Raw genomic sequence first — 20,824 nt, 5'->3', positions numbered from 1 at the left:
CCGGGGTGGGCCTGGGCCCAGGGGCCAGAGGGCTGGGGCCCGTGGCCGGTCGCGCCCGCAGCACGGCGGAGCCGCACATCGACACAGCCCGCGCCCCTTCGTGGCCACCGGAGGGCGGCGGACGATGTCGCTCCGGCAGCTCCGCTCGCCCCAGCCGCGTCCAGCGGCGGCCGCGGCGCCTGCGGCGAGCCATTCCCCTCCCCGCCCCTTCCCACAACCGGGGCTCCACCCCAGACCCCGGGGCCCAGGGCCCAGGGGCCAGGGGCCAGAGGGCAGAGGGCTGGGGCCAGGGGGCTGGGGCCTGGGGGTCTGGGCCCAAAGGGCCTGGGGCGGAAGCCCCCGGGCCTGAGGCAGAGCCCCCCGAGCCTGGGGCGGAGCCCCAGGGGGCTGGGGCGGAGCCCCAGTTTCGGGAAGGGGCGGGGAGGGGAAAGATCCCAGCCGGTCCGACGCCCCTCACCCAGCCTCTGCCGTGGCCACGGCGGGCGGAGCCACCGAGCGGCGACCGGACGACGTCGGGCAGCCCCCTGGAAGGACAGGGCGGCATCGATACCATGCCGGGCGTGGGAGAACGTGAGGCGCCGCCGCTGGGGGACCTGATGCCGTGGGCCGTGGGGCCGCTGCGGCTCGGGCGGGCCTGGGTCATGGGGCCGGACGCGGCCTCGCTCGGGGCGCGCTGGGAGCGGCTGACACGGGCCGGGGACGAGGCCGGGCGGGCCGCGCTGTTCCGCCCGACCCGCGCCCGTACGCTGCACAGCTCCGTACCGCAGCTGCCCGGCCAGGCCACCTCCACCGCCCGGCTGGCGCGCGCGGACGGGCCGTGCCCCGAACCGGTGCGGATCGCGCACGGGCCGTTCGACCAGCAGTGGCTGATACCGGATCACCGGCTGATCGACGCCGCCCGCCCCGAGCTGTGGCGGGTGGCGGACGACCGGCAGATCCATGTCGTCGAGGCCACCGGACCGGACCCGGACCCGGTGCTCACCTTCTCCGCGCTGCTGCCGGACGGCCACTCCCCGGCGGGCCGCCCCGGCCGTATCCGTCCGCTCTACCGCCGCCCCGGCGGACAGGAGCCCAATCTCGCCCCCGGGCTGCTGGACCACCTCACCGCGCGGCTCGGCCGCCCGGTGACCGCCGAGGACTTCCTGGCCTGGACCGCCGCCTCGGCGCGCGGCGCCCCGTGCGCCGTCCCCCTGACCGCCGACCCCGAGGTGTGGGAGTCCGGCGTGGAGCTGGGCCGCCGTGCGCTGTGGCTCCATACGCGCGGGGCGCACAGTGGCGAACGCCCGCGTATGCCGGGCGGCAGGCGCCCCTATGTCCGTGCCGCGCTTCCGTCGAGCGGGCTGCCGGACTCCCTGGACTACGACCCGGACGAAGAGGCCCTGCTGCTGGGCGAGGGCCGGATCTCGCCGGTGCCACGGGCCGCCTGGGAGTTCCGGGCGGCCGGGGTACGGGTGCTGGAGACCTGGTTCGAGCAGCGCCCCGCCCCATATGAGCCGGGCACGCTGGAGGCGATCCGCCCGGCGGACTGGCCGTCCGTCTGGACCTCGGAGCTGCTGGAGCTGATCACCGTGCTGGCGCTGCTCGCCGAGCTGCGCCCGGAGCTACGGGCGCTCGCCGACCGGCTGGCGGACGGCGCGCTGATCGACGCGGAGGAGCTGCGGGAGGCGGGGGTGCTGCCGGTGCCCGGGGCGGCCCGGCGCCCGGCGTCCGTGCTGGACCACCACGAGGAGGGCCCGGAGGGGCAGTTCGCCCTGCTCTGAGCCCGCATCTCGCTGAAACTCCGAGATGTGAGCGGAAACTCTGAAATGCGGGCGGCGCGCCCGTCACCGGCCACGGCCGCGCGGTGGGGGCGCGGCCGTATCCGGCCTCTCGTCGGCATCCCACGGCAGCAGCATGGGGTGGATCACAGCACGGACTCACCGGCTGGAGCGAACCGGATGACCCCGTGCCTGCCCGGGATGACGACGAAGACGCCTACGGGCCGGCTGGATCAGCCGTGATTGCCGAACAGCGAACGGCGCAGCCGGCGCAGCGGCGCGAACAGCGACACCCGCGCACCCCGGCTGTTCTTCGCGCGCGTGTGATCGCGCGCGATCAGCTCCTGCATCAGCACCGCAGCACTCTCCGCCTCCCGCTGTGGGACGGCAGGGCCGCCCATCACCGCGAGATGGCGCTCGAGGCGCGCGCTTGACGCACCGCTTCCGCAGTTGATCGCAGGCACTCGTGGCCTGCTCCGTACCGTTATCTGCTCCATGACACTCCCCACCCGTACGAGGGCACCCGCCCCGGGCAGAGTAACCCTACCTCCCCGAGCCGTCACCCACGCATCCCAGGTTCCGGATTCACCACCACGTCAAGGGTGTTGACGATACCTATCACGCGCAAACAAATTCCCGGGCAGACCAATCCATCCGCTCACCAGGCCCGAATAGCCGTTTGAAGGACTGCTCCAACAAGCGTGCGAAGGACCTACAGGATGACCGCAATCACCAAGAGCCTGGCCGCGCTGGTCAGCTGTGCACTGGCCGCCGGCGGGCTCACCGCCGCCGGTGTGGCCGTACTCCAGCCGGGGACGGCGCAGGCTTCGAGCCACCGTGAGGCGCCGCTGATCTCCGGTCAGCCGCAGTACGACGCCACGGATGTCTACGCGTTCGTCAGCCCGGACAAGCCGGACACGACCACCATGGTCGTCAACGTGCTGCCGTTCCAGGACCCGGCGGGCGGCCCCAACTTCTACAAGTTCGCCCATGACGCCCGCTATGACCTGCACGTCGACAACGACGGCGACGGCCAGGGCGATCTGCTGTTCCGGTGGACCTTCAAGGACCACGTCAAGAACGGCGACACGTTCCTCTACAACACCGGCCCGGTCAACTCGATCGAGGACGCGACCCTCAACTTCACCCAGACATACGACCTCGAGGTCATCAAGCTGAGGCAGCAGAAGGCCGTCGCGCGCGCGACGCTCGGCCACGATCTGCCGGTCGCCCCGTCGAACGTCGGCAAGGCGTCCATGCCCGACTACCAGAAGCTCCGCGACCAGGCGGTGCGGAAGATCGGCTACAGCGGGGGCTCGACCGCCTTCGCCGGCCAGTCCGACGACCCCTTCTTCCTCGATCTGCGCGTCTTCGACCTGCTGTACGGCGGCGACATGTCCGAGGTCGGCAATGACACCCTCAAGGGCTACAACGTCCAGTCGATGGCGCTCCAGGTGCCGACGTCGGCGCTGGCCGAGTCCAAGGACCAGCCGGTGATCGGCGTATGGGCCACCACCCACCGCCAGACCGCCGACGGCGACTGGACACAGGTCTCCCGGCTCGGCAGCCCGCTGGTCAACGAGGTGGTCATCCCGCGCAAGGACAAGGACAAGTTCAACGCCTCCGCGCCATGGGACGACGGGCAGTTCCTGAAGTTCGTCCAGGACCCCGAACTGCCCAAGCTGGTCGAGCAGATCTACAAGATCAAGGCGCCCGACGCCCCGCGCGACGACCTGGTGCAGGCGTTCCTCACCGGTGTGCCCAAGCTCAACCAGCCGCCCGACGTCCGCCCCGCCGAGATGCTGCGCCTGAACACCTCCATCCCGCCCGCGGGCAGCCCCAAGCGGCTGGGCGTCCTGGACGGTGACAACGCGGGCTTCCCCAACGGCCGCAGGCTCTCCGACGACGTCCTGGACATCGCGCTCCAGGCCATGGAGGGCGAACTGCTCGGCAAGAAGAACGACCTGGGCGACGCGGTCGACGAGAACGACCAGAAGTTCGGCGGCTCCTTCCCGTATCTGGCGCCGCCCAGCTCCGGCTCGGACGCCAAGGCCGTCCAGAAGAGCGCCGGGCAGTCGTTGCTGAACGGCGGTTCGGGCATCGATTCCTCCTCCGACGACAACATGCTGCTGGCCGGGTCCGCGGCGGCCGGCGGCGGGGCCGTGCTGCTGCTGGGCCTCGGATTCCTGTGGATGCGGTCGCGCCGGCGGGCTCCCCGTCCGCGCCGGCACTGAACCACGGGTGCCATCGGGCCCGTACCACCGGGCGCGGCCCCGCCGACACCCGCGCGGCGGCCGCGCCCACGTTCCTCCCTTCCCCGGCCTGTCCCCCATCCCCTCCTCAGCCCATCCCCTCCGTTCGCCCGCCCCGCCGCGCGTTCGTGCTCATGCGAAAGGCAGCTGTCACCATGGCTCTTCGGCCATTCCTCCCCCATACGGCCCGCACCGCGGCCGTGGTGGTCGCGCTCGCGGCGGGGCTGACCGCCGCCTCGGTCGGGATCGACGCCTCGGACGGATCGGGCGGGTCCGGCGACGGCCAGGCCACCGCCCGCGCGGTGCGCCCGGCCGCCGCGCGGTACGAGCAGCTCAGCGGCGACGGCCTCGCCCGGCAGATCGACGCGATGCAGACCCATCTGCGCGCCGAGCCGAAGGACGCGGAGAGCTGGGCCGGGCTGGGCTCGGCCTATGTGGAGCAGGCCAGGACCAGCGGCGACCCCACCCGCTATCCGCAGGCGGACAAGGCGTTCGCCCGGTCCCTGTCCCTCCAGCCGCGCGACAACGACGTGGCGCTCGCCGGGCGCGCCTCGCTCGCCGCCGCCCGCCATGACTTCCACGGTGCGCTGCGCGACGCCGACAAGGCCCTGAAGGTGAACTCCTACAGCCAGGGCGCGCTGGCCGTCCGGGTGGACGCCCTCGTGGAGCTGGGCCGCTACAGGGACGCGTACACGGCCGCCGAGAAGGCCGACTCCCTGCGCCCCGGCATCCCCGTCTTCACCCGCCTCGCCTACGTACTCGAACTGCGCGGCGATCCGGCCGGGGCGCGCCGGGTGCTGCTGCGTGCGCGGGACTCCGCGACCTCGCCGAGCGATATCGCCTACGTCTCGACGGCGCTCGGCCAACTGGCCGGGAACCAGGGCGAGTACGACGCGGCACGGCGGGCCTACGCCACCGCGTTGCGCGCTGTGCCCGGCTATCTCCCGGCGGTGGAGGGCCGCGGCCGCACCTCGGTCGCGGACGGCCGTCAGAAGGCGGGGATCCGCGATCTGGAGGCGGTCGTACGGCGCTATCCGCTGCCCGCGGAGCTCGCGGCGCTGGGCGAGGCGTACGAGGCGCGGGGCGACCGGGCCATGGCCCGCCGGCAGTACTCCGTGGTGGACACCTGGTTCGCGCTCGCACGGGCCAACGGGGTGGCGACCGACCTGGACAGCGCGCTGGTCGCGGCCGACCACGGCGATGCGAAGGAGGCGCTGAAGGCGGCCCGCGCCGAATGGGACCGGCGGCGGACGGTGCACACCGCCGACGCGCTGGCCTGGGCGCTGCACCGCAACGGCGAGGACGAGGAGGCGCTGGAGTACGCCGAGCGCGCGGCCGAGCCGGGCTACCGCAACGCGGCGTTCCTCTACCACCGGGGCATCATCGAGAAGTCCCTCGGCGACGGCCGGTCGGCGCGCCGCCATTTTAAGGCCGCGCTCGACCTGAACCCGGGGTTCTCGCCGACGGGGGCGCGGGCGGCGAAGGCGGCGCTGAAGGGGCTGGGGGGTGCCCGATGACTCTCCCCCACCCCGCCCCTCCCCGAACCGGGGCCCAGCCCCCGACCCCCCACCCGGGGCTCCGCCCCCAAGCCCCCACCGGCGAAAACCCGAGCACGACCCCGAAACGGCACATCCGTTGTCGGCTGACAAACCCTCCCCAAACCGAGGACGAGGCCCCTGCCACCCACCCGAAGCCCCGCTGGCCAAGCGTCGGCGGAGCGCGGAGCACGGCCCCGAAGCGGAGCGGGCGTTGGCGGGTGGCGGCTGCCGGGGTGTTGGTGGGGGGTGTCGCGCTGGTGGTGTTGTCCGCCGGGAGTGCCGAGGCGCATCCGCTCGGCAACTTCACCGTCAACCGTTACGACGGGCTGGTGGTCGCCCCCGGCACGCTGCGGATCGACCATGTCGAGGACCTCGCCGAGATCCCCTCCGCCCAGGCGAAACCGGAGATCGACCGCGACGGCGACGACGCGCTGTCCGGGCGGGAGTTGGGCGCATGGGCGGCGCGGCGGTGCGCGGACGCGGCGGAGGGGGCGCGGCTGACGGTCGACGGACGCGAGGTGCCCGTACGCGACGGGCGCGCCCTGGCCCGTCAGCGCCCCGGCCAGGCCGGGCTGCCGACGCTGCGGGTGGAGTGCCGGCTGACGGCCGCCCTGGGGCACGGCGAACGGGCGGCGGTCGGGTATCGCCCCCGGGACATCGGTACGGGCCCTGGCTGGCGGGAAGTGACCGCGCGGGGCGACCGTATGACGCTCACCGACTCCGATGTCCCCAGGGCGTCCGCCTCCCACCGACTGACCCGCTACCCGTCGGGGCAGCTCTCCTCGCCGCCCGATCAGCGGTCGGCCACGCTGAACGTCACGGCGGGCGGTCCCGCGCTCGCCGCCGCGGCGGAGGCGGATTCCGGCCGGGACGGCGCGGTGGGCTCATCGGTGCTGCCGCGCGGTGTGGACCGGTGGACGCAGGCGCTGACCTCCATGGTGGCGCGCCATGACATCACCTTCGGCTTCGCCCTCACCGCCTTCGCCACGGCTGTGGTGCTGGGCGCGATGCACGCCCTGGCCCCCGGCCACGGCAAGACGATGATGGCGGCGGCCGCGGCGGCGGGCGGGCGCGGCGCGCTGCGCGATGTGCTGGCGCTGGGCGCGTCGGTGACGGTGACGCACACCTTGGGGGTGTTCGCGCTGGGGCTGCTGGTCACGGCGGGTTCGGCGGCCGCCCCTTCGGTGATCTCGTGGCTGGGCATCGCGAGCGGCGCACTGGTGGCGGTGGCCGGGGCGGGGCTGCTCCGCAAGGCGCTGCGCCGCCGTCGGCACGTACAGGCCCATCACCACGGCCACGACCATGCGCACGGCCATGACCATGAGCACGGCCACGGCCATGAGCACACGTACGGCCACGACCGCCCACACGACCATGCGCACCCCCACCCGCACAGCCACGCCCATACGGTCACCCATGACCACGGCGACGGCCACGCGCACACCCACGAGGTGCGCCCAACCCTGCGCGGCACGCTGCTGCTCGGCTTCGCCGGGGGCATGGTCCCCAGCCCGTCGGCCGTCATCGTGCTCGTCGGCGCGGCCGCGCTGGGGCAGGCGTGGTTCGGCTTCGTGCTGGTGGTGGCGTACGGGCTCGGGCTGGCGCTGACGCTCACGCTGGCCGGGTTCGCCGCGGTGCGCCTGGGGGCGCGGGCCACGGAGCGGCTGGCGGCGCGCAAGGGGTCCGGGGGCCGGATCGACCGGCTGCTGGGTGCGGTGCGCCGTGCCTCGCCCGTGGGGACCGCCGCCGTCGTGCTCGCGCTGGGGTGCGGATTGGTGTTGAGGGGGGCGGCAACCACGCTCGGCTGAGGTAGATTCAGCCCGAATTGCTCGGTTGAGAGGGAGGGCTCGGCCATGAGCGAAGAGGGTGCCGGGCGGCGGGGCGAGTGGGTGGGCGGGGGACGTTACCGTCTGCTGGGCGAGCTGGGCCGGGGCGGTATGGGCGTGGTGTGGCGGGCGTACGACGAGGCGCTGGGCCGCGAGGTCGCCATCAAGGAGGTCCGGGCTCCGGCCGGGCTCGGCGACCGCGACATCGAGCGGCTGTACGCCAGGCTGGAGCGCGAGGGCCGGGCGGCGGCGCGGGTCTCGCACCGCAATGTGGTCACGGTGTACGACGTGGCCATGGAGGGCCGCCCGTGGATCGTGATGGAGCTGGTGCGCGGTCTTTCGCTGGCCGATGTGCTCGACGCCGAGGGGCCGCTGCCGCCCGCGCGGGCCGCGCGCGTCGGCGCGGAGGTGCTGGCAGCGCTGCGCGCCGCGCATGCGGTGGGTGTGCTGCACCGGGACGTCAAACCGGCCAATGTGCTGATGGCCAATGACGGCCGGGTGGTGCTCACCGACTTCGGGATCGCGGTGGTGGAGGGCGATTCGGCGCTGACGCTGACGGGCGAGCTCGTGGGTTCCCCCGAGTTCCTCGCCCCGGAGCGCGCCCTGGGGCGGCCGCCGGGGCCGGAGGCGGATCTGTGGTCGCTGGGCGTGCTGCTGTACGCGGCGGTGGAGGGGGTCTCGCCGTTCCGCCAGGACACCCCGCTGAGCACGCTGCGCGCCGTGGTGGACGAGTCGCTGCCCGAGCCGCGCCGGGCCGGGCCGCTCACGCCCGTACTGGCGGGGCTGCTGGACAAGGATCCGCGGCGGCGGCTGCCGGCGGCGGAGGCGGAGCGACTGCTGCGGCTGGTGGCCGCGGGAGGCACGCCGGGCGGCGGCTCGGTGTCAGCCGCGGGCGCGTTCGGACGGGCTCCCACGGCGGAGACCGAGCCCCTGGGCCGGTTACCGGGGCCCGGTGCGGCGCCCCCGTCTCCTCCGCCCGGTGCGTATCCCCCGGCTCCGGACGGCCCAGGGCCCACCGATGAGCCGCCGCCTCCACGGCGGCAGCGGGCGGCGGTGGCCGCGTTGGTGGCCGGGGCGCTGCTGGCCGTGCTGGCGCTGACCGGGCTGGCCTGGGCGCTGCTGCGGGACAACGGCTCGGGCCATGAGGGCGGCGGGGGCGGCGGCACGGGCACGGCGAGCCCTGCGGACGGCGGGTCCGGGGACGACCGGGGCGAGGACGCGGAGAGCGGGGACGGCGGGCGCAACGCCTCCGACGCCCCTTCCGGCGGTACGACCCGGCCGCCCGCCCTGTCCGTGACGGTCGTGGTGAAGCCGGTGCGGGCGGAGTATCAGGGCAGTTGTCCGCCCCCGGAGGGGAGCGCGCCGTCCTTCACGGCGACGATCACCGTGAACCGCGCGCCCGCGACGGTGGAGTACCGCTGGATCACCGGGAGCGGGAAGGTGTCCGATCCGGGCTGGAAGACGGTCGCGTTCGGCGGCGACAGGTCGCGGACGGTGCGCCACACCGAGCTGTCGTATTCGGCGGGCGGCAGCCATGAGGACTGGATCGCGGTGGAGACCAGGACGCCCGAGGACGGCACCTCCGGGCATGTCTCCTTCTCCACGGTCTGCGAGGAGGCCCCGGCGACCGAAACCTCCTCCCCTGCGAGTCGTGGCGAAGGCAGGTCAGGCGGCTGAGCTGAAGACCGGGAGGTAGCCACCGGAATGTCCGGCGGCGTTGGGGTGGTAGGACTCGTCGATGGGGATGGTGACGCTGTTCAGCCAGGCGCTGCCGGAGCAGATCTCGTGTCCGGTGAAGGTCGTGGTGACGTCGCCGAAGCTGAAGCCGTGGTCGGCGGCGCGCTTGGCGGTGACGGAGTTGAGCGCATCGGCGCCGCTGTTGATGGCGGCGCGCTCGGCCTCGCTGAGGCCCACGATGCAGGAGCCGTTGAGCTTGTAGAACCGCGGGTAGCCGAGGACGACGACATGCGCGGAGGGGGCCTTGGCGCTGATGGCGTTGTAGACCTGGTCCAGCTTGCCGGGCAGGGTGTTCTGGACGAAGGTCTTGGCGCTGTTGACGGCGTTGATGCAGGTGGACTCGGACTGGAGCACACAGGTGGTCATGATGTCGGCGAAGCCGGCGTCATTGCCGCCGATGGAGATGGAGACAAGACCGGTGCCCGAGCCCAGCGGACCAAGCTGGTTGTTCAGCACATCGCCGGTCTCGGCGCCGGAGCAGGCGGTGAAGTTGAAGCTCGAGGGGGCGTGCGAGGCGGCCCAGAGCGCGGGGTACGCCTTGGTGCTGCGCTTGCAGCTGCCGCTGGCGCTGTCGTAGCTGCCCGCGCCGACGCCGGACGCATAGGAGTCACCCAGCGCCACATAGGCGGGGCCCGCGCTGTTCTCGGTGGCCTGGGCCGAGCCGGCCCCGGTGAGGGCGAGGACGGCACCGACGACGAACGCACCCATCGTCGCCGTGAGTCTGGACAGTTTCATTCGATCTCCCTAGCAGGATCACTGCTGTGCCGATATGAGGCGCGATAGCCCGACAAACGGGCAATCACGTTCGAAACCGTCAGTCACACCGTGTGGGGGTTGGGTTCGTTGCGGCGGTGTGACATGGATATGTCATCCCGCGCAGGCGGCCGATCTATGCGTGTAGTTGGCAAAAATCTTTCGATACATGGCCGATAGGTCCATAGGTCCGGCGAAATCCGGATGAGTCATCACGCGACGCCCGAACGCCCCCGGCGCACCACCGGCGCTTGGAGCGCGACCAGCCCTGATGAGCGCTCAACCGACCGAGCGCGTATGCCATCTTCGTACACTTTCTCCGCCTTGACGGCATCCGTCGACTGCGCAACATTGAAGCCCGGCATCCGGCGCTTCGGGGGGCAAAGTCGCCAATGCGTACCATCACTGACAACAGACCGGCGGGTGGGAATTGGCCGCCGGTGATCGTGGGCGCCGCGGTCGGGCTCGCGGGCATCAGCGCCGCGCTCGCGCTGGCCGACGTCCACTCGCCGCTGCGGGCGCCGTTCACGCTCTTCTTCCTGCTCGCGGCGCCCGCGCTGGCGATCGGCAGCGCGCTTCGCGGACTCGACGCACTGATCCGCCCGGTGCCGGCGGTGGCGGGCGCGCTCGCGCTGAATCTCCTGGTGGCGCAGGCGATGCTCGCGCTGCGGCTGTGGTCGGCGCGGGGCGGGGTGGCGGCGGTCGGGGGGCTGAGCCTGCTGATCCTGCTGCCGAGCCTGCTTGGCCGCCTCGCGCGACGACGATGTATGACACAAAGTCAGGACTGGACGTAGTGGACATTGGCGTATACCGCCCGGGGGAGCTGACCGGCGCCGACCGGGCGGTGTGGACGGCCATGCAGTCACAGGCGCATCTGCTGGGCGCGCCGGAGCTGGCGAACCCCTTTCTGTCACCGGAGTTCACGCTCGCCGTCGGCCGGTGCAGACGCGGGGTGCGGATCGCGGTGGTCCGCGAGGAGGGGGAGCCGGTGGCCTTCTTCCCCTTTCAGCGCACCCGGCTCGGGGTGGGGCGGGCGATCGGTCTGGGCCTCTCGGACGCCCAGGGCCTGGTGCACCGGCCCGGGTTCCAGTGGGACGCCCGGGAGCTGCTGCGCGCATGCGGGCTCGCCGTCTGGGAGTTCGACCATCTGGTGGAGGGGCAGAAGCCGTTCGAGGTGGGGGCCCGGGGTTCCTTCCCCTCCCCCGTGATCGACGTGGAGCGCGGCTATGAGGCGTATCTGACCCGGCTGCGCGCCCGCTCGCCGAAGTTCACCCGCACCACGCTGGCCAAGGAGCGCAAACTGGGCCGGGACGCGGGTGAGGTGCGCTATGTGCACGACGAGCGCGATCCGGCCGTGCTGTCCAGGCTGATCGGCTGGAAGTCCGCGCAGTACCGCAGGACGGGGCGCAGCGACCGGTTCGCCCGCCCATGGATCATCCGGCTGGTGGAGCAGCTGTTCCACACCCGGAGCGCTTCCTGCCAGGGGCTGCTGTCGGTGCTGTACGCGGGCGGGCGGCCGGTGGCCGCGCACTTCGGGCTGCGTTCGGAGCGGGTGCTCGCCTGCTGGTTCCCGGCCTACGACCCGGCCTACGCCAAATTCTCGCCCGGTCTGGTGCTGCATCTGCGCATGGCGGAGGGGGCCGCCGCGCAAGGTGTGGACTATCTCGATCTCGGGCGCGGTGAAAAGGAATACAAGAACTCCCTGAAAACACGCGATCTCAGCGTGGTGGAGGGGTGGGTGACGCGCCGCCATCCGGTGGCGCTCGGCCATAGCGCGCGGCGCGCTCCGGTGCGTGCGCTGCGCAATACGGTGGTTTCCCGGCCGGAGTTCTTCGGGCCGGCCGACCGGCTGCTCAAGCGTATGGGCGGTCTTCGGGAAAGAAACACACAAGGCTGACGAACAAAAATACCAAGGGGGTGGCGCCGCAATCGGCTTGCCATAGAGTTCGCGACGTCAATACCGTCGCACTTCCACCCGTGTTCGGGACATCATCACAGGCGGCTCCAGGGGAGGGGCTTCACAGCGTCGCGATGGTTCCGGGGACGGGAAACGCGGCAGCGCCCCCGCGATGCCGTGGGGCGCCCGCGACATGGAGCGGTCCGCTACGAGCCCACCCTGGCCCCGCGCGATCCGGTGCTGGTCGATGGCCTGGTCACGGCGTTGCGCGAGGCCGGGCCGCGTTCCTATCTGATGGTGGGTCGCGGCCAGTCCACCTATCTCACCCTTGACTCCGGCTACGACGAGCACTGGCAGGAGCTGCTGCGGCGCTCCCTGGACCGGCGCGCCGAGCTGCGCCGGGTGTTCGGCAACGAGGACGCGGCGCTGTACGAGCTGAGGCGGCAGCCGCGCGGGCCGGTGGCGGAGCCCGCTCCGGGCCCGGCCGGTCCGCTGGTCACCTGGACGCCCTGGTCGCTGGTGGGGGCGCTGGCGGCGGTGGCGTTGATGGTGCTGCACGGCGGTGCGCGAGGTGGTGCGGGTGGCGGTGCGGCCGAGCGTACGGCGGCTGCACTGGCTCCAAGGCTCCTTCTGGTTCGCGCTGCCGCTGCTGATCGTGGTGGTGGCCGCGCTGGTGCAGCGCTTCGTGACGATGGCGTGAACCACCGTGCCACTGCCGGATCACCGCCTGAGCCAGCGCACCTCGTAGCCGTCCATCCCGAACGACCGGCCGTCGATCTTCGCCTTGATCGGCCGGTCGAGGGTGTTGACGACCAGCACCGCGTCATCGTCCGCGAGCACCTGGACGTTGGGCCGGTCGTCGGCGGCGATGTCCACGGAGCGGAAGGCGGTGCCGGGCGGGAACTCCCGGGCGAACCGGCCGAGCAGCCCCATCATGGGCAGCGCCCGGCCGCCGCCGTCCAGTTCGGTGGGGCGCCACAGACAGCCGGGGCAGTCGGCGTCCATGGTCTCCGGGTTCCAGTAGAAGGCCGCGGCGGTGCCCCCTGGGCCAGCCGGATCATCGCGCTTGCCTGGGCGGCGGTGCGGCGCTCCTCGCTCCAGCCCGCCCGCTCGTCGTCCCCGTCGGCCGGTTCGACGTACCACTCGGCCCACCACACCGGCAGCCCGGTGGTCTTGCGCAGCCAGCGGGTGACGTCCCGGAACTTCCGGGTGGCCCCGAACGCGTCCGGGATGAGCCGGTCGCCCTCGCGGGTGTAGCTGGAGCCGTCCACGACGGCGAAGTCCGCGCCCGCCTTGTGTTCGTTCCAGTACGTGATCGCGTCGGCGGAGCGCTGGTCGAGGGTGCCCCGGGGGCCGCTCACCGCTGCGGGGCCGTCGGCCTCGCCGGGGGCGTCGCTGTCGGCGACCACATACGGGCCGCCGACCTGGTTCTTCGCGTTCTGCTTCTTCGGCTCCCGGTAGACGAGGTTGTAGAGCCGGGTGTAGCCCACGTAGTTCCAGCGCTTCTTGTCGTCGTCGTAGAAGCCCTTGAACTCGTTCCAGACGATGAAGTGGCGCACCTGCGGATAGCGCCGGGCGATCTTGCCCGCGAGCGCGGCGAAGTCCTTGTAGTGCTCGGGGGTGGGCGCGGTCTCCAGGGACTTCCGGGACCAGTCCGTGCGCCCCGGCTCGCCGCCCTTCATCCAGTCGGGGGCGCAGCACAGGGTGAGCACGGGCGCGGTGCCGGTCTTGCGCATCAGGGCCACGCGGCGGTCGAGGTCCGAGAAGTCGTAGTGGCCGGGGGACGGCTCGGGGTTGCCCGCGCCCCAGCCCATGATGTGCTGGTTCTGCGGCATCGGATGGCCGGACAGCAGGGCGGCCGCCGCCTTGCGGCCGCTGTCGGTGCCCTGGTCGGCGCTGTACTGGGTATGGGTGAATCCCCAGCCCGGGGCCCCGGCGCCGCCCTTGCCGCGCGCCGACTCCGATCCCCGCGGGCCCTCGCCCCCGCCGGATCGTCCCTCGCCCCCGCCGGACGGCCCGGAGCAGGTGGTCGCCAGCAGCGCTGGCGTGGCCATGCCGACGCCGAGCGGCGCGCCGGTCCGCCGACGCCTCTTTTGCCATAACCTGGCCAACCCGCCCCGTTCCCTTCCCTGACGCCCCACAACGGGTAAGAGTATCCGTGAACGCCCCCATTCCGGTGGGGTTCCCTGGAACAGCTCGGTAAACGGCCGCAAACCTTGGTGCGCCCTCGCCCCCCGTCCTGGATCATGGGGCGGGTGCGCTGACCGACCCACCAGGCCCCCCGTTCTCAGGAGGCAGACCCTGCCTACGACACCCGCCGAAAAGTCCCTTCCCATCAGGCTGAACGTCGATGACAGCGATTCGCCGTCGGATGTCGTCGACGCGCTCTTCCTGGGACGCTTCGCGACCGGCGAGCAACCGTACGCCCGAAGCCACTCCGTCGACCGGGTGAGGTCGGGCGCGACACTGCTGCCGCCGTCCGCGACCGTGCTGCGCGCGGCCCGTGACGACGACCGCAGCGCGACGCTCGCCGAGGGCGACGGCTGGACCCTGCTGATCTCCCGGTGGAACCGGGGGGCGGATGTGACCGTGACCGCCGTCGACGACGCCCTGGCCGAGAAGGTGCTGCACCAGGCCGTCGACGGCGCGGAGGACGAGCCCGAGCCCCAGCCGGAGAACGTGGCGATGGGCTTCTGGTACGTCTCGCCGCGGCGCGGACCGCACCGCACCACGCGGCAGATCTCGGCCGGGACGTGGGAGGAGATCCGCGGCAACTACACGGCGCCGGTCGCCGAGGCCATGGACACGCTGATGAAGGTCACCCCGGACGACATCGCCGGCCGCCTCCTGCTGCTGCACGGCCCGCCCGGCACCGGCAAGACCTCGGCGCTGCGCACCCTGGCCCGGTCCTGGCGGGACTGGTGCCAGGTGGACTGCGTCCTGGACCCGGAGCGGCTGTTCACCGACGTCGGCTATCTGATGGACATCGCGATCGGCGAGGAGGACGGCACGGCCAAGGGACGCTGGCGGCTGCTGCTCCTGGAGGACTGCGACGAGCTGATCCGCGGCGAGGCCAAGCACACCGCCGGTCAGGCGCTGTCCCGGCTGCTGAACCTGACGGACGGTCTGCTCGGCCAGGGGCGCAATGTGCTGGTCGGGGTGACCACCAACGAGGACCTGGAGCGGCTGCATCCGGCGGTGGTCCGGCCCGGCCGGTGCCTGGCCCGGATCGAGGTCGGCAAGCTGACGCGGGCGGAGTCGGTCAACTGGCTGGGGGGGGAGGTCGACGACCGGGACGGTGTCATCGGGCGGGACGGGGCCACGCTCGCGGAGCTGTACGCGCTGCGGCGCGGCACCCGGCCGGCCGCCGTGCCGTCGCAGTCGGGGGAGTCGAACGCGGGGCTGTATCTGTGAGACGGGCGCGGGGGCCGGTGCGGGACGGTCCCCGGGCGCCGGCGTGAGACGGACGCCGGGCGCCGGTGCGGGACGATCCCAGGGCGCCGCTGTGCGACGGGCGCCGGGGGCCTGACGCCCGTCGGCGCCCGGCCCCGCCGTTCGGCTCCCGCAGCCCACGCGCCAGCCGTACGGCACCGCAAGCCGCTCGCCAGGCATACGGCACCGCAGGCCGCTCGCCAGTCCTACGGCACCGCAGCCGTACGTCAGCCGTACAGCTCCCGCAGCCACCCGTCAGCCGTACAGCTCCCGCAGCCGTACGGACAGGCAGGTCACACAGCCCTCCATCTTCTCGAACTCGCTGATGTCCACCGGCACCGGCTCATAGCCGAGATCCGCGAACCGCTCGGCGGTGCGCGGCGCGCTCGCCGCCATCAGCAGCTTGCCGCCGCCGAGCAGCACCACATGGGCGCCGGACTCCTCGGGGACGGGCAGGAAGCGGTCGAACGCGCCCGGGTCGTCCACCAGCGGCGGGTAGCCGATGACGGTGCCGTCCGGCAGCGCGGTGACCGCCGACTTCAGGTGGAGCACCTTGCTCACCGGTACGGCCACCACCCGCGCGCCCAGCGGCTCCAGCGCGGCACGCAGCTGGCGGACGCCGTCGCCGTTGGTGCGGCCGCCGCGTCCCACATAGACGGTGTCGCCGATCTTCAGGACGTCCCCGCCGTCGAGCGTCCCGGGCTCGCGGATGCGGTTCAGCGAGCAGCCGAGCCCGGTGACGGCCTCCTCCGTGGTCGCGGTCTCGGCCCTGCGGGGCTCGGCGCCGGGGCGGGCGATCACCGCGACGTTCTTGTAGACGACCATCGTGTCCTCGACGAACACCCCGTCCGGGCAGTCGTCCAGCGGCGGCAGCTCGATCGTCTCCCAGCCGTGCGCGCGCAGCGCCACCACATAGACCTCCCACTGCCGCAGCGCCAGCGCGGCGTCGACCGGCGTGCGGTCGATATGGGTGACGAGCCCGTCGGCGAGGCGCGGGCTGGGGCGCCGGACAAGGGCTTTGCGGCTGGTCGCGCCGCCGGTCATCGGGTTGGGCATCGCGCTGGTCATGGGGGACAGCATGTCAGGCGGGGCCACCCGCGGAGCCGTCAGCCGAGCCATCGGCGGAGTCACCGGCAGAGTCGGCGGCAGGGTCGTCAGCCGAGCCACCGTAGGCCGCCCGCAAGGCGTCCTCGACGGCGGCGAGGGCGGCCGCGCGGTCCAGGCCCAGCCGCCGCGCCCGCTGGGCGTAGCTCTGGGCCGCCTCGGCGGCCTGGCGCCGGGCCGCGTCGCCCGCCGCCGCAATGAAGGTGCCGTGGCGGCCGCGGGTCTCGATCACACCGTCCGCCTCCAGGGCCCGGTACGCCTTGGCGACGGTGTTCGCCGCCAGCCCCAGCTCCTCGGCGAAGCCGCGTACGGTGGGCAGTTTGTAGCCCACGGGAAGCACGCCGGAGCGGGCCAGTTCGGCGATCCGGGCGCGGATCTGCTCGAAGGGGGCGGTCGCCGCGTCCGGGTCGACGGTGATCTGCAAGGCCACGTGGGAACTCCTGGGGCGGGTGTGCGGATGGTGGTTTGTGGCACCCATTGTGTGCCAGGCCGAGGGGCAGCGCATCGCCGGTGATCTGGCCCACGAGCTGCGGAAATTGGGAGGCGGGGCGGTCTGACAGGCCGTAGCCTGCGCAACCATGACCATGACTGTGCGCGATTTCCGTGCCATCGACGCGGAGGCCGTCGCGGCGGCGCGGCAGGCCGCCTTCCCCTATCTGGTGACCACGCCCCGGACGGTGGTCTGGGAGTCGGAGAACGCACCCGTCGAACAGCACTACCGGCTGCTGGTCGCCGAGGCGGACGGACAGGTGGTGGGCGCGTGCGAGATGGGCGTCTTCCACGACAGCGGCGAGGCGGGGCTGGCCTTCGCCAATACGACGGTGAACGCGGGGGCGCGCGGGCGGGGCGCCGGTTCGGCGCTGGTGACGGCCGCGGAGGAGTATCTGTCCGGGCTGGGCACGGCGAAGGTCTTCGCCTGGACGCTGGACGAGCCGGGGTCGGTGACCTTCGCCGAACGCCGTGGCTACCGCCGCAGCCGCTGCTCCCGGGTCCAGCGGCTGGACCTGACCACGGCCGACCTGCCGCCACTGGGCGCGGGCGGGGCGCCGGACGGGGTGGAGCTGCGCACGGCGGCGGACTTCGCGGACGATCCGCGTCCGCTGTACGAGGCGGACGCGGAGTGCACGGAGGACGAGCCGGGCGATGTGGACACGACCCGGCTGCCGTACGCCGAGTGGCTGGCCCTCAGCTGGGGGCACCCCGCGCTCGACCGCGAGCTGACGTCGGTGGCGGTGGTGGACGGCATCGTGGCCTCCTACAGCGTGGCCCACACCGACGGCCGGGGCCGCTACTGGTCGGGTATGACCGGCACCCTCCGCGCCTTCCGGGGCCGCGGTCTGGCCAAGCTGACCAAGAACGACTCGCTGCACCGCGCCCGGTCGGCGGGCTGCCGGGAGGCGTTCACCGGCAACGACGGGGACAACGGCCCGATGCTGGCGGTCAACAAGTGGTTCGGCTACGAACCGGCGGCCACGGAGTGGCGCTACGTCCGGGAGCTCTCGGCGTAACCTCCTCAGCGCGCTCTGCCCAGCCCCGCGATGAGGAGCCCGACCAGGTGGCGGGCGTCGTAGCGAAGGTTGCTGCCGGCGCCCGCGCAGAGGCTGCCGACGCCGCGCATGAGCTCGTAGGCGTCCTGCCCGGGGCGGATCTCGCCCGAGGCGACCGCGGCGTCCAGCAGCTGGGTGCACACGGGCAGGAGCCGGTCGAGAAAGTACGAGTGGAGGGGGTCGAAGCAGGAGTCGTCGGACTGGAGCACGGCGGCGAGGCCGTGCTTGGTGACCAGGAAGTCGACAAAGAGGTCGGCCCACCGGCCCAGCGCGGCGTGCGGGGTCTCGCCGCTCGCCAGCAGGGCGGGACCGGCCTCGGCCAGCGCCTCGACCTGGTGCCGGTAGACGGCGACGATGAGATCCGCTCGGGTCGGGAAGTGGCGGTAGATCGTGGCCGTGCCGACGCCCGCCTTGGCCGCGATATCGCGTATCGGCGCTTCCACGCCCGAGCTGACGAAGACCGCGGCGGCCGCTTCGAGCAGGGCCTTCTCATTGCGCCGCGCATCCGCCCGCTTGGGCCGGGCCGCCGCGCGTCCCGCGTCCTGATCGTTGTCGTTCACCGCACCCTTCCCTTCGCGGCCGAGTCTAACTAAACGGAACAACGTCCCGTAATCCCTGACGCGCGAGGTCGGAGCGAGGTCGGAGCGACATCAGAGCCGGGTCGGAGCCGAGTCAGAGCGGGCTCAGGCGGCTGGGTCCCCCCGGGGCGTGGGCGATGGGGTCGTCCGGCTCATGCCAGTGGAGGGCGAAGCGGTGGCCCGCGCGATACGCGTCGAGGCCCGCGCGGCAGTACGCCACCATGTCGTCCGGCAGCGCGTCCAGCGGGAACCAGCCGAGCTCGGAGCACTTCTCCGGCTCCCGATTGACGGGCTCGGGCCCGCCCTCCCCCACCTCCGCCTCGAAGAACCACCCCGTCCGGGCCGCCCCGGTCGGCGCCTTGTGCTGAAGCACGAGGACGACCCGCACCTCGTCCGGGGCGAGGCTGAGCCCGATCTCCTCGGCCGTCTCGCGAAGCAGCGCGGCACGGACGTCCTCACCGTCCTCGACATGCCCGGACGGGGCGTGGAGCAGCCCATCGGCATAGCCCGTGTTCGCACGCCGAGCGAGGAGGACGTCGGCGCCGCGGCGCAGGATCAGATGGACATCGACAATCTCGGCATGGCGCCGGGCGGCGGCGTCCGAGCGATCAATGGTCGAGGCATCGGCACACATACCCCGATGCTCGCACCCCCCACTGACAGCGCCCCTCTCGCGGATGAGCACCGCTCGACGCACCCCTCGTCGCACATATCGCGAATATCGCGCACGACATGAACGACGCCTTGCACAGCCGCTGGAAGCGGGCGAGCGAGCGCAAGCTCGCCGAGGGGTACCAGGAGGCCGCCGAGGTCGAGCAGGAGCGCCAGGAGCACCGCCTGTCCATGGCGCTGGCCAAGGTCGTCTACGACCGCCGTACGGAGCTGGGGTTGTCCCAGACCGAGTTGGCCGCCCGGACCGGGTTGACCCAGGCCAAGATCTCCCGGATCGAGGGTTCCGACAGCGTGCCCACGCTGCCCCTTCTCGCGAAGCTGGCCAAGGGGCTGAACGCGTCTTTGAACATCGCGATCGACGAGGCCGATACGCATGTGACGCTAACCGCCCACGAAGCCGCCTAGGCCGGCATCGCCGTGGTGGTCAAGGGCTTCGGCGCAGTACGAGGGTGACGAAGCCGAGGGTGCCGCGGTAGCCGTTCAGCCACTCGGAGCGGTGTTCGGCGGCGGCCTTGTACGTGTCCAGGGCGTCGGGTTCCTCGCGGTGGTCCAGGGCCCAGCGGGACAGCGAGCCGGTCCATGACCACTCGTAGTCGTCCCACTCCCCGGCCGTGCTGACATGGCCGTAGACGGGCGTCCAGCCCTCGGCGACGACCCGGTCCACGGTGGTCGGGAGATCCGCGTAGTCGTCCCAGGTGGCGCCCAGCGACGAGAGGGCGGCGGCGTCGGGTTCGCGCTCCCAGAAGCCGTCGCCGACGACGAGGTGGCCGCCCGGGGCGAGGAGTTCGCGCGCCGCGGTGAGGGTGGGCAGCAGCCCGCCGAAGGCGTGCGCGGCGCCGACGCTCAGCACCACGTCGAAGCGGTGCGCCGAGGCGAAGGCGGCGGCGTCCATCTCATGGAGGACCAGCCGGTCCGCGACCCCGTCCTTCTCGGCGCCCTCGCGCGCCTGCTCCAGGGCCGCGGCATGGATGTCCACCCCCTCGGCGCGCATCGACGGATTACGGACCAGCAGCCGCCGCAGCCATGCGCCGCCGCCACAGCCGAGGTCGAGGGCGCGGTCGGCCTCGTCCGCCACGGCCCGGTCGAGCAGCCTTGCCACCGAGTCATCGGCGAGCGGGGCGGCGATCGGGTGGTCGGCGTGCGCGAGCTGGGATCTGCGTTGACGGTCCATCCGCCCAGCTTGGCAAGGCCCGGCTCCTCACCGCATCTGCTTTCCCTGAAGGGCTGCCGACAGCGGCCGAACGCCCTTGACGGGCCATATGTCTATGCGAACCGTAAGGAGCGCACCCTCGAGCCGGGGGTGCGGGTGACGATCCCTACGGAGCTGGTCATACGCGCGAGCTGTGGCCCGGCCCCGGAGCTTCGATAACTCTCAGCCATCGCCAACGCCCCGCCCGTGCCTCCGCGATCGCGGCCAGGACGTCCGATGTGCTCAGGCTGGCGCTGGCCTCGGCCTCGGCACGGGCTGCGGCCTCGGCAAGCGTGGGCCTGGGGGCGTGACGCGGCTGCGTCACAGGTCCGCGCCCTGGCGGTGGCAGGGGCAGCGGCAGGGCGGGTACTGGCTGGACCGCAGGGGTTCGAGCTTGTCCTTGACCACGACGACCACCCTGCCGAGCTCCTGCGTGACCACCGCGCCGTCCGGCGAGACGCGGTAGACGCGCATCGTCATCCGTGGAGCGGTGGATTCGGTGTGTGAGAACACGTTGACCTGTCTTTCCGGTCGGCTAATTA

Annotated in this window: 17 protein-coding genes and 3 pseudogenes; 11 read left to right on the top strand and 9 right to left on the bottom strand. The window is 72.7% G+C overall.

The features are described 5' to 3' along the window. The first annotated feature begins 551 nt into the window (after nt 1–551). Nucleotides 552–1,760: a type ISP restriction/modification enzyme gene (locus NQU54_RS28725; RefSeq protein WP_257633601.1), complete on the top strand. Its 1,209-nt coding sequence runs from the start codon at nt 552–554 to the stop codon at nt 1,758–1,760. Between the two features lie 230 nt (nt 1,761–1,990). Here NQU54_RS28725 and NQU54_RS28720 read toward each other — a convergent pair whose 3' ends face one another. Then, entirely contained in the window at nt 1,991–2,254 is a 264-nt protein-coding gene (locus tag NQU54_RS28720) for a hypothetical protein (RefSeq protein WP_069868903.1), read from the bottom strand. A 222-nt stretch (nt 2,255–2,476) separates the two neighbouring features. Between NQU54_RS28720 and NQU54_RS28715 the strand changes: the two genes are divergently transcribed. The 4 genes from NQU54_RS28715 to NQU54_RS28700 all read left to right on the top strand — a co-directional run bounded on the left by NQU54_RS28715 (nt 2,477) and on the right by NQU54_RS28700 (nt 9,050). Next, a complete protein-coding gene (locus NQU54_RS28715; protein WP_079257087.1) occupies nt 2,477–3,991 on the top strand; it encodes a DUF4331 domain-containing protein in 1,515 nt (504 codons plus the stop codon). Nucleotides 3,992–4,164: 173 nt separating this feature from the next. Then, nucleotides 4,165–5,526, top strand: coding sequence for a tetratricopeptide repeat protein (locus NQU54_RS28710; RefSeq protein ID WP_257633600.1), 1,362 nt, complete (start codon nt 4,165–4,167; stop codon nt 5,524–5,526). Between the two features lie 254 nt (nt 5,527–5,780). Next, nucleotides 5,781–7,355 (top strand): HoxN/HupN/NixA family nickel/cobalt transporter, encoded by a 1,575-nt coding sequence (locus NQU54_RS28705; protein ID WP_372506066.1) that lies wholly within the window; start codon nt 5,781–5,783, stop codon nt 7,353–7,355. A 45-nt stretch (nt 7,356–7,400) separates the two neighbouring features. Continuing rightward, nucleotides 7,401–9,050, top strand: a complete 1,650-nt coding sequence (locus NQU54_RS28700; protein ID WP_257633598.1) for a serine/threonine-protein kinase — start codon at nt 7,401–7,403, stop codon at nt 9,048–9,050. Here the strand turns inward: NQU54_RS28700 and NQU54_RS28695 are convergent. Further along, on the bottom strand, nt 9,039–9,845 hold the full coding sequence (locus NQU54_RS28695; RefSeq protein WP_257633597.1) for an SGNH/GDSL hydrolase family protein: 807 nt from the start codon (nt 9,843–9,845) through the stop codon (nt 9,039–9,041). The two genes, NQU54_RS28700 and NQU54_RS28695, sit on opposite strands and share 12 nt — an antisense overlap. Nucleotides 9,846–10,303: 458 nt before the next feature. Between NQU54_RS28695 and NQU54_RS28690 the strand changes: the two genes are divergently transcribed. The 3 genes and pseudogenes from NQU54_RS28690 to NQU54_RS28680 all read left to right on the top strand — a co-directional run. Further along, nucleotides 10,304–10,657 (top strand): hypothetical protein, encoded by a 354-nt coding sequence (locus tag NQU54_RS28690; RefSeq protein ID WP_257633596.1) that lies wholly within the window; start codon nt 10,304–10,306, stop codon nt 10,655–10,657. Then, nucleotides 10,657–11,760 (top strand): GNAT family N-acetyltransferase, encoded by a 1,104-nt coding sequence (locus NQU54_RS28685; protein WP_257633595.1) that lies wholly within the window; start codon nt 10,657–10,659, stop codon nt 11,758–11,760. The genes NQU54_RS28690 and NQU54_RS28685 overlap by 1 nt, the downstream gene beginning before the upstream one ends. 163 nt (nt 11,761–11,923) lie before the next feature. Beyond that, a pseudogene (locus NQU54_RS28680) lies at nt 11,924–12,460 on the top strand (lipopolysaccharide biosynthesis protein); the annotation flags it as partial. 20 nt (nt 12,461–12,480) lie between these two features. Here NQU54_RS28680 and NQU54_RS28675 read toward each other — a convergent pair. Continuing rightward, nucleotides 12,481–13,814: pseudogene (locus NQU54_RS28675) on the bottom strand (xylan 1,4-beta-xylosidase). Between the two features lie 247 nt (nt 13,815–14,061). Here NQU54_RS28675 and NQU54_RS28670 point away from each other — a divergent pair. Next, the gene (locus NQU54_RS28670; RefSeq protein WP_257633610.1) at nt 14,062–15,174 is read left to right on the top strand and encodes a DUF5925 domain-containing protein; all 1,113 of its coding nucleotides are present in this window, start codon (nt 14,062–14,064) and stop codon (nt 15,172–15,174) included. A gap of 273 nt (nt 15,175–15,447) precedes the next feature. Here NQU54_RS28670 and ddaH read toward each other — a convergent pair whose 3' ends face one another. Together ddaH and NQU54_RS28660 are read right to left on the bottom strand one after the other, a co-directional pair. Next, a complete protein-coding gene (ddaH, locus tag NQU54_RS28665; protein ID WP_257633609.1) occupies nt 15,448–16,236 on the bottom strand; it encodes a dimethylargininase in 789 nt (262 codons plus the stop codon). 121 nt (nt 16,237–16,357) lie between these two features. Next, nucleotides 16,358–16,726: pseudogene (locus NQU54_RS28660) on the bottom strand (GntR family transcriptional regulator); the annotation flags it as partial. A gap of 148 nt (nt 16,727–16,874) precedes the next feature. Between NQU54_RS28660 and NQU54_RS28655 the strand changes: the two are divergent. Then, nucleotides 16,875–17,804, top strand: a complete 930-nt coding sequence (locus tag NQU54_RS28655) for a GNAT family N-acetyltransferase (protein WP_257633594.1) — start codon at nt 16,875–16,877, stop codon at nt 17,802–17,804. 5 nt (nt 17,805–17,809) lie between these two features. On the opposite strand, the gene NQU54_RS28650 is transcribed toward NQU54_RS28655, so the two are convergent. Together NQU54_RS28650 and NQU54_RS28645 are read right to left on the bottom strand one after the other, a co-directional pair. Further along, on the bottom strand, nt 17,810–18,403 hold the full coding sequence (locus tag NQU54_RS28650; RefSeq protein WP_257633593.1) for a TetR/AcrR family transcriptional regulator: 594 nt from the start codon (nt 18,401–18,403) through the stop codon (nt 17,810–17,812). Between the two features lie 112 nt (nt 18,404–18,515). Then, the gene (locus NQU54_RS28645; protein ID WP_372506065.1) at nt 18,516–19,055 is read right to left on the bottom strand and encodes an NUDIX hydrolase; all 540 of its coding nucleotides are present in this window, start codon (nt 19,053–19,055) and stop codon (nt 18,516–18,518) included. 98 nt (nt 19,056–19,153) lie between these two features. Between NQU54_RS28645 and NQU54_RS28640 the strand changes: the two genes are divergently transcribed. Continuing rightward, complete coding sequence (locus NQU54_RS28640) at nt 19,154–19,498, top strand: helix-turn-helix domain-containing protein (protein WP_257633592.1); 345 nt, start codon at nt 19,154–19,156, stop codon at nt 19,496–19,498. Nucleotides 19,499–19,517: 19 nt separating this feature from the next. On the opposite strand, the gene NQU54_RS28635 is transcribed toward NQU54_RS28640, so the two are convergent. Together NQU54_RS28635 and NQU54_RS28630 are read right to left on the bottom strand one after the other, a co-directional pair. Further along, nucleotides 19,518–20,264, bottom strand: a complete 747-nt coding sequence (locus tag NQU54_RS28635; RefSeq protein ID WP_257633591.1) for an SAM-dependent methyltransferase — start codon at nt 20,262–20,264, stop codon at nt 19,518–19,520. Between the two features lie 339 nt (nt 20,265–20,603). Next, nucleotides 20,604–20,762 carry a hypothetical protein gene (locus tag NQU54_RS28630; protein ID WP_257633590.1) on the bottom strand — a complete coding sequence of 53 codons (159 nt, stop codon included), beginning with the start codon at nt 20,760–20,762 and terminating at the stop codon, nt 20,604–20,606. Nucleotides 20,763–20,824: the final 62 nt, after the last annotated feature.

This window comes from Streptomyces malaysiensis subsp. samsunensis (assembly GCF_024519315.1).
Lineage (GTDB): Bacteria > Actinomycetota > Actinomycetes > Streptomycetales > Streptomycetaceae > Streptomyces > Streptomyces malaysiensis.
Note: the sequence above shows the minus strand (reverse complement) of the source record. Positions and strands in the feature narration are given on the sequence as shown.

Excerpts from the sequence above, each read along its gene's own strand:
- NQU54_RS28725 (WP_257633601.1), top strand. The coding sequence starts at position 552 with ATGCCGGGCGTGGGAGAACGTGAGGCGCCGCCGCTGGGGGACCTGATG.
- NQU54_RS28720 (WP_069868903.1), bottom strand. The coding sequence starts at position 2,254 with ATGGAGCAGATAACGGTACGGAGCAGGCCACGAGTGCCTGCGATCAAC.
- NQU54_RS28715 (WP_079257087.1), top strand. The coding sequence starts at position 2,477 with ATGACCGCAATCACCAAGAGCCTGGCCGCGCTGGTCAGCTGTGCACTG.
- NQU54_RS28710 (WP_257633600.1), top strand. The coding sequence starts at position 4,165 with ATGGCTCTTCGGCCATTCCTCCCCCATACGGCCCGCACCGCGGCCGTG.
- NQU54_RS28700 (WP_257633598.1), top strand. The coding sequence starts at position 7,401 with ATGAGCGAAGAGGGTGCCGGGCGGCGGGGCGAGTGGGTGGGCGGGGGA.
- NQU54_RS28695 (WP_257633597.1), bottom strand. The coding sequence starts at position 9,845 with ATGAAACTGTCCAGACTCACGGCGACGATGGGTGCGTTCGTCGTCGGT.
- ddaH (WP_257633609.1), bottom strand. The coding sequence starts at position 16,236 with ATGACCGGCGGCGCGACCAGCCGCAAAGCCCTTGTCCGGCGCCCCAGC.
- NQU54_RS28655 (WP_257633594.1), top strand. The coding sequence starts at position 16,875 with ATGACCATGACTGTGCGCGATTTCCGTGCCATCGACGCGGAGGCCGTC.
- NQU54_RS28645 (WP_372506065.1), bottom strand. The coding sequence starts at position 19,055 with ATGTGTGCCGATGCCTCGACCATTGATCGCTCGGACGCCGCCGCCCGG.
- NQU54_RS28640 (WP_257633592.1), top strand. The coding sequence starts at position 19,154 with ATGAACGACGCCTTGCACAGCCGCTGGAAGCGGGCGAGCGAGCGCAAG.
- NQU54_RS28635 (WP_257633591.1), bottom strand. The coding sequence starts at position 20,264 with ATGGACCGTCAACGCAGATCCCAGCTCGCGCACGCCGACCACCCGATC.
- NQU54_RS28630 (WP_257633590.1), bottom strand. The coding sequence starts at position 20,762 with ATGACGATGCGCGTCTACCGCGTCTCGCCGGACGGCGCGGTGGTCACG.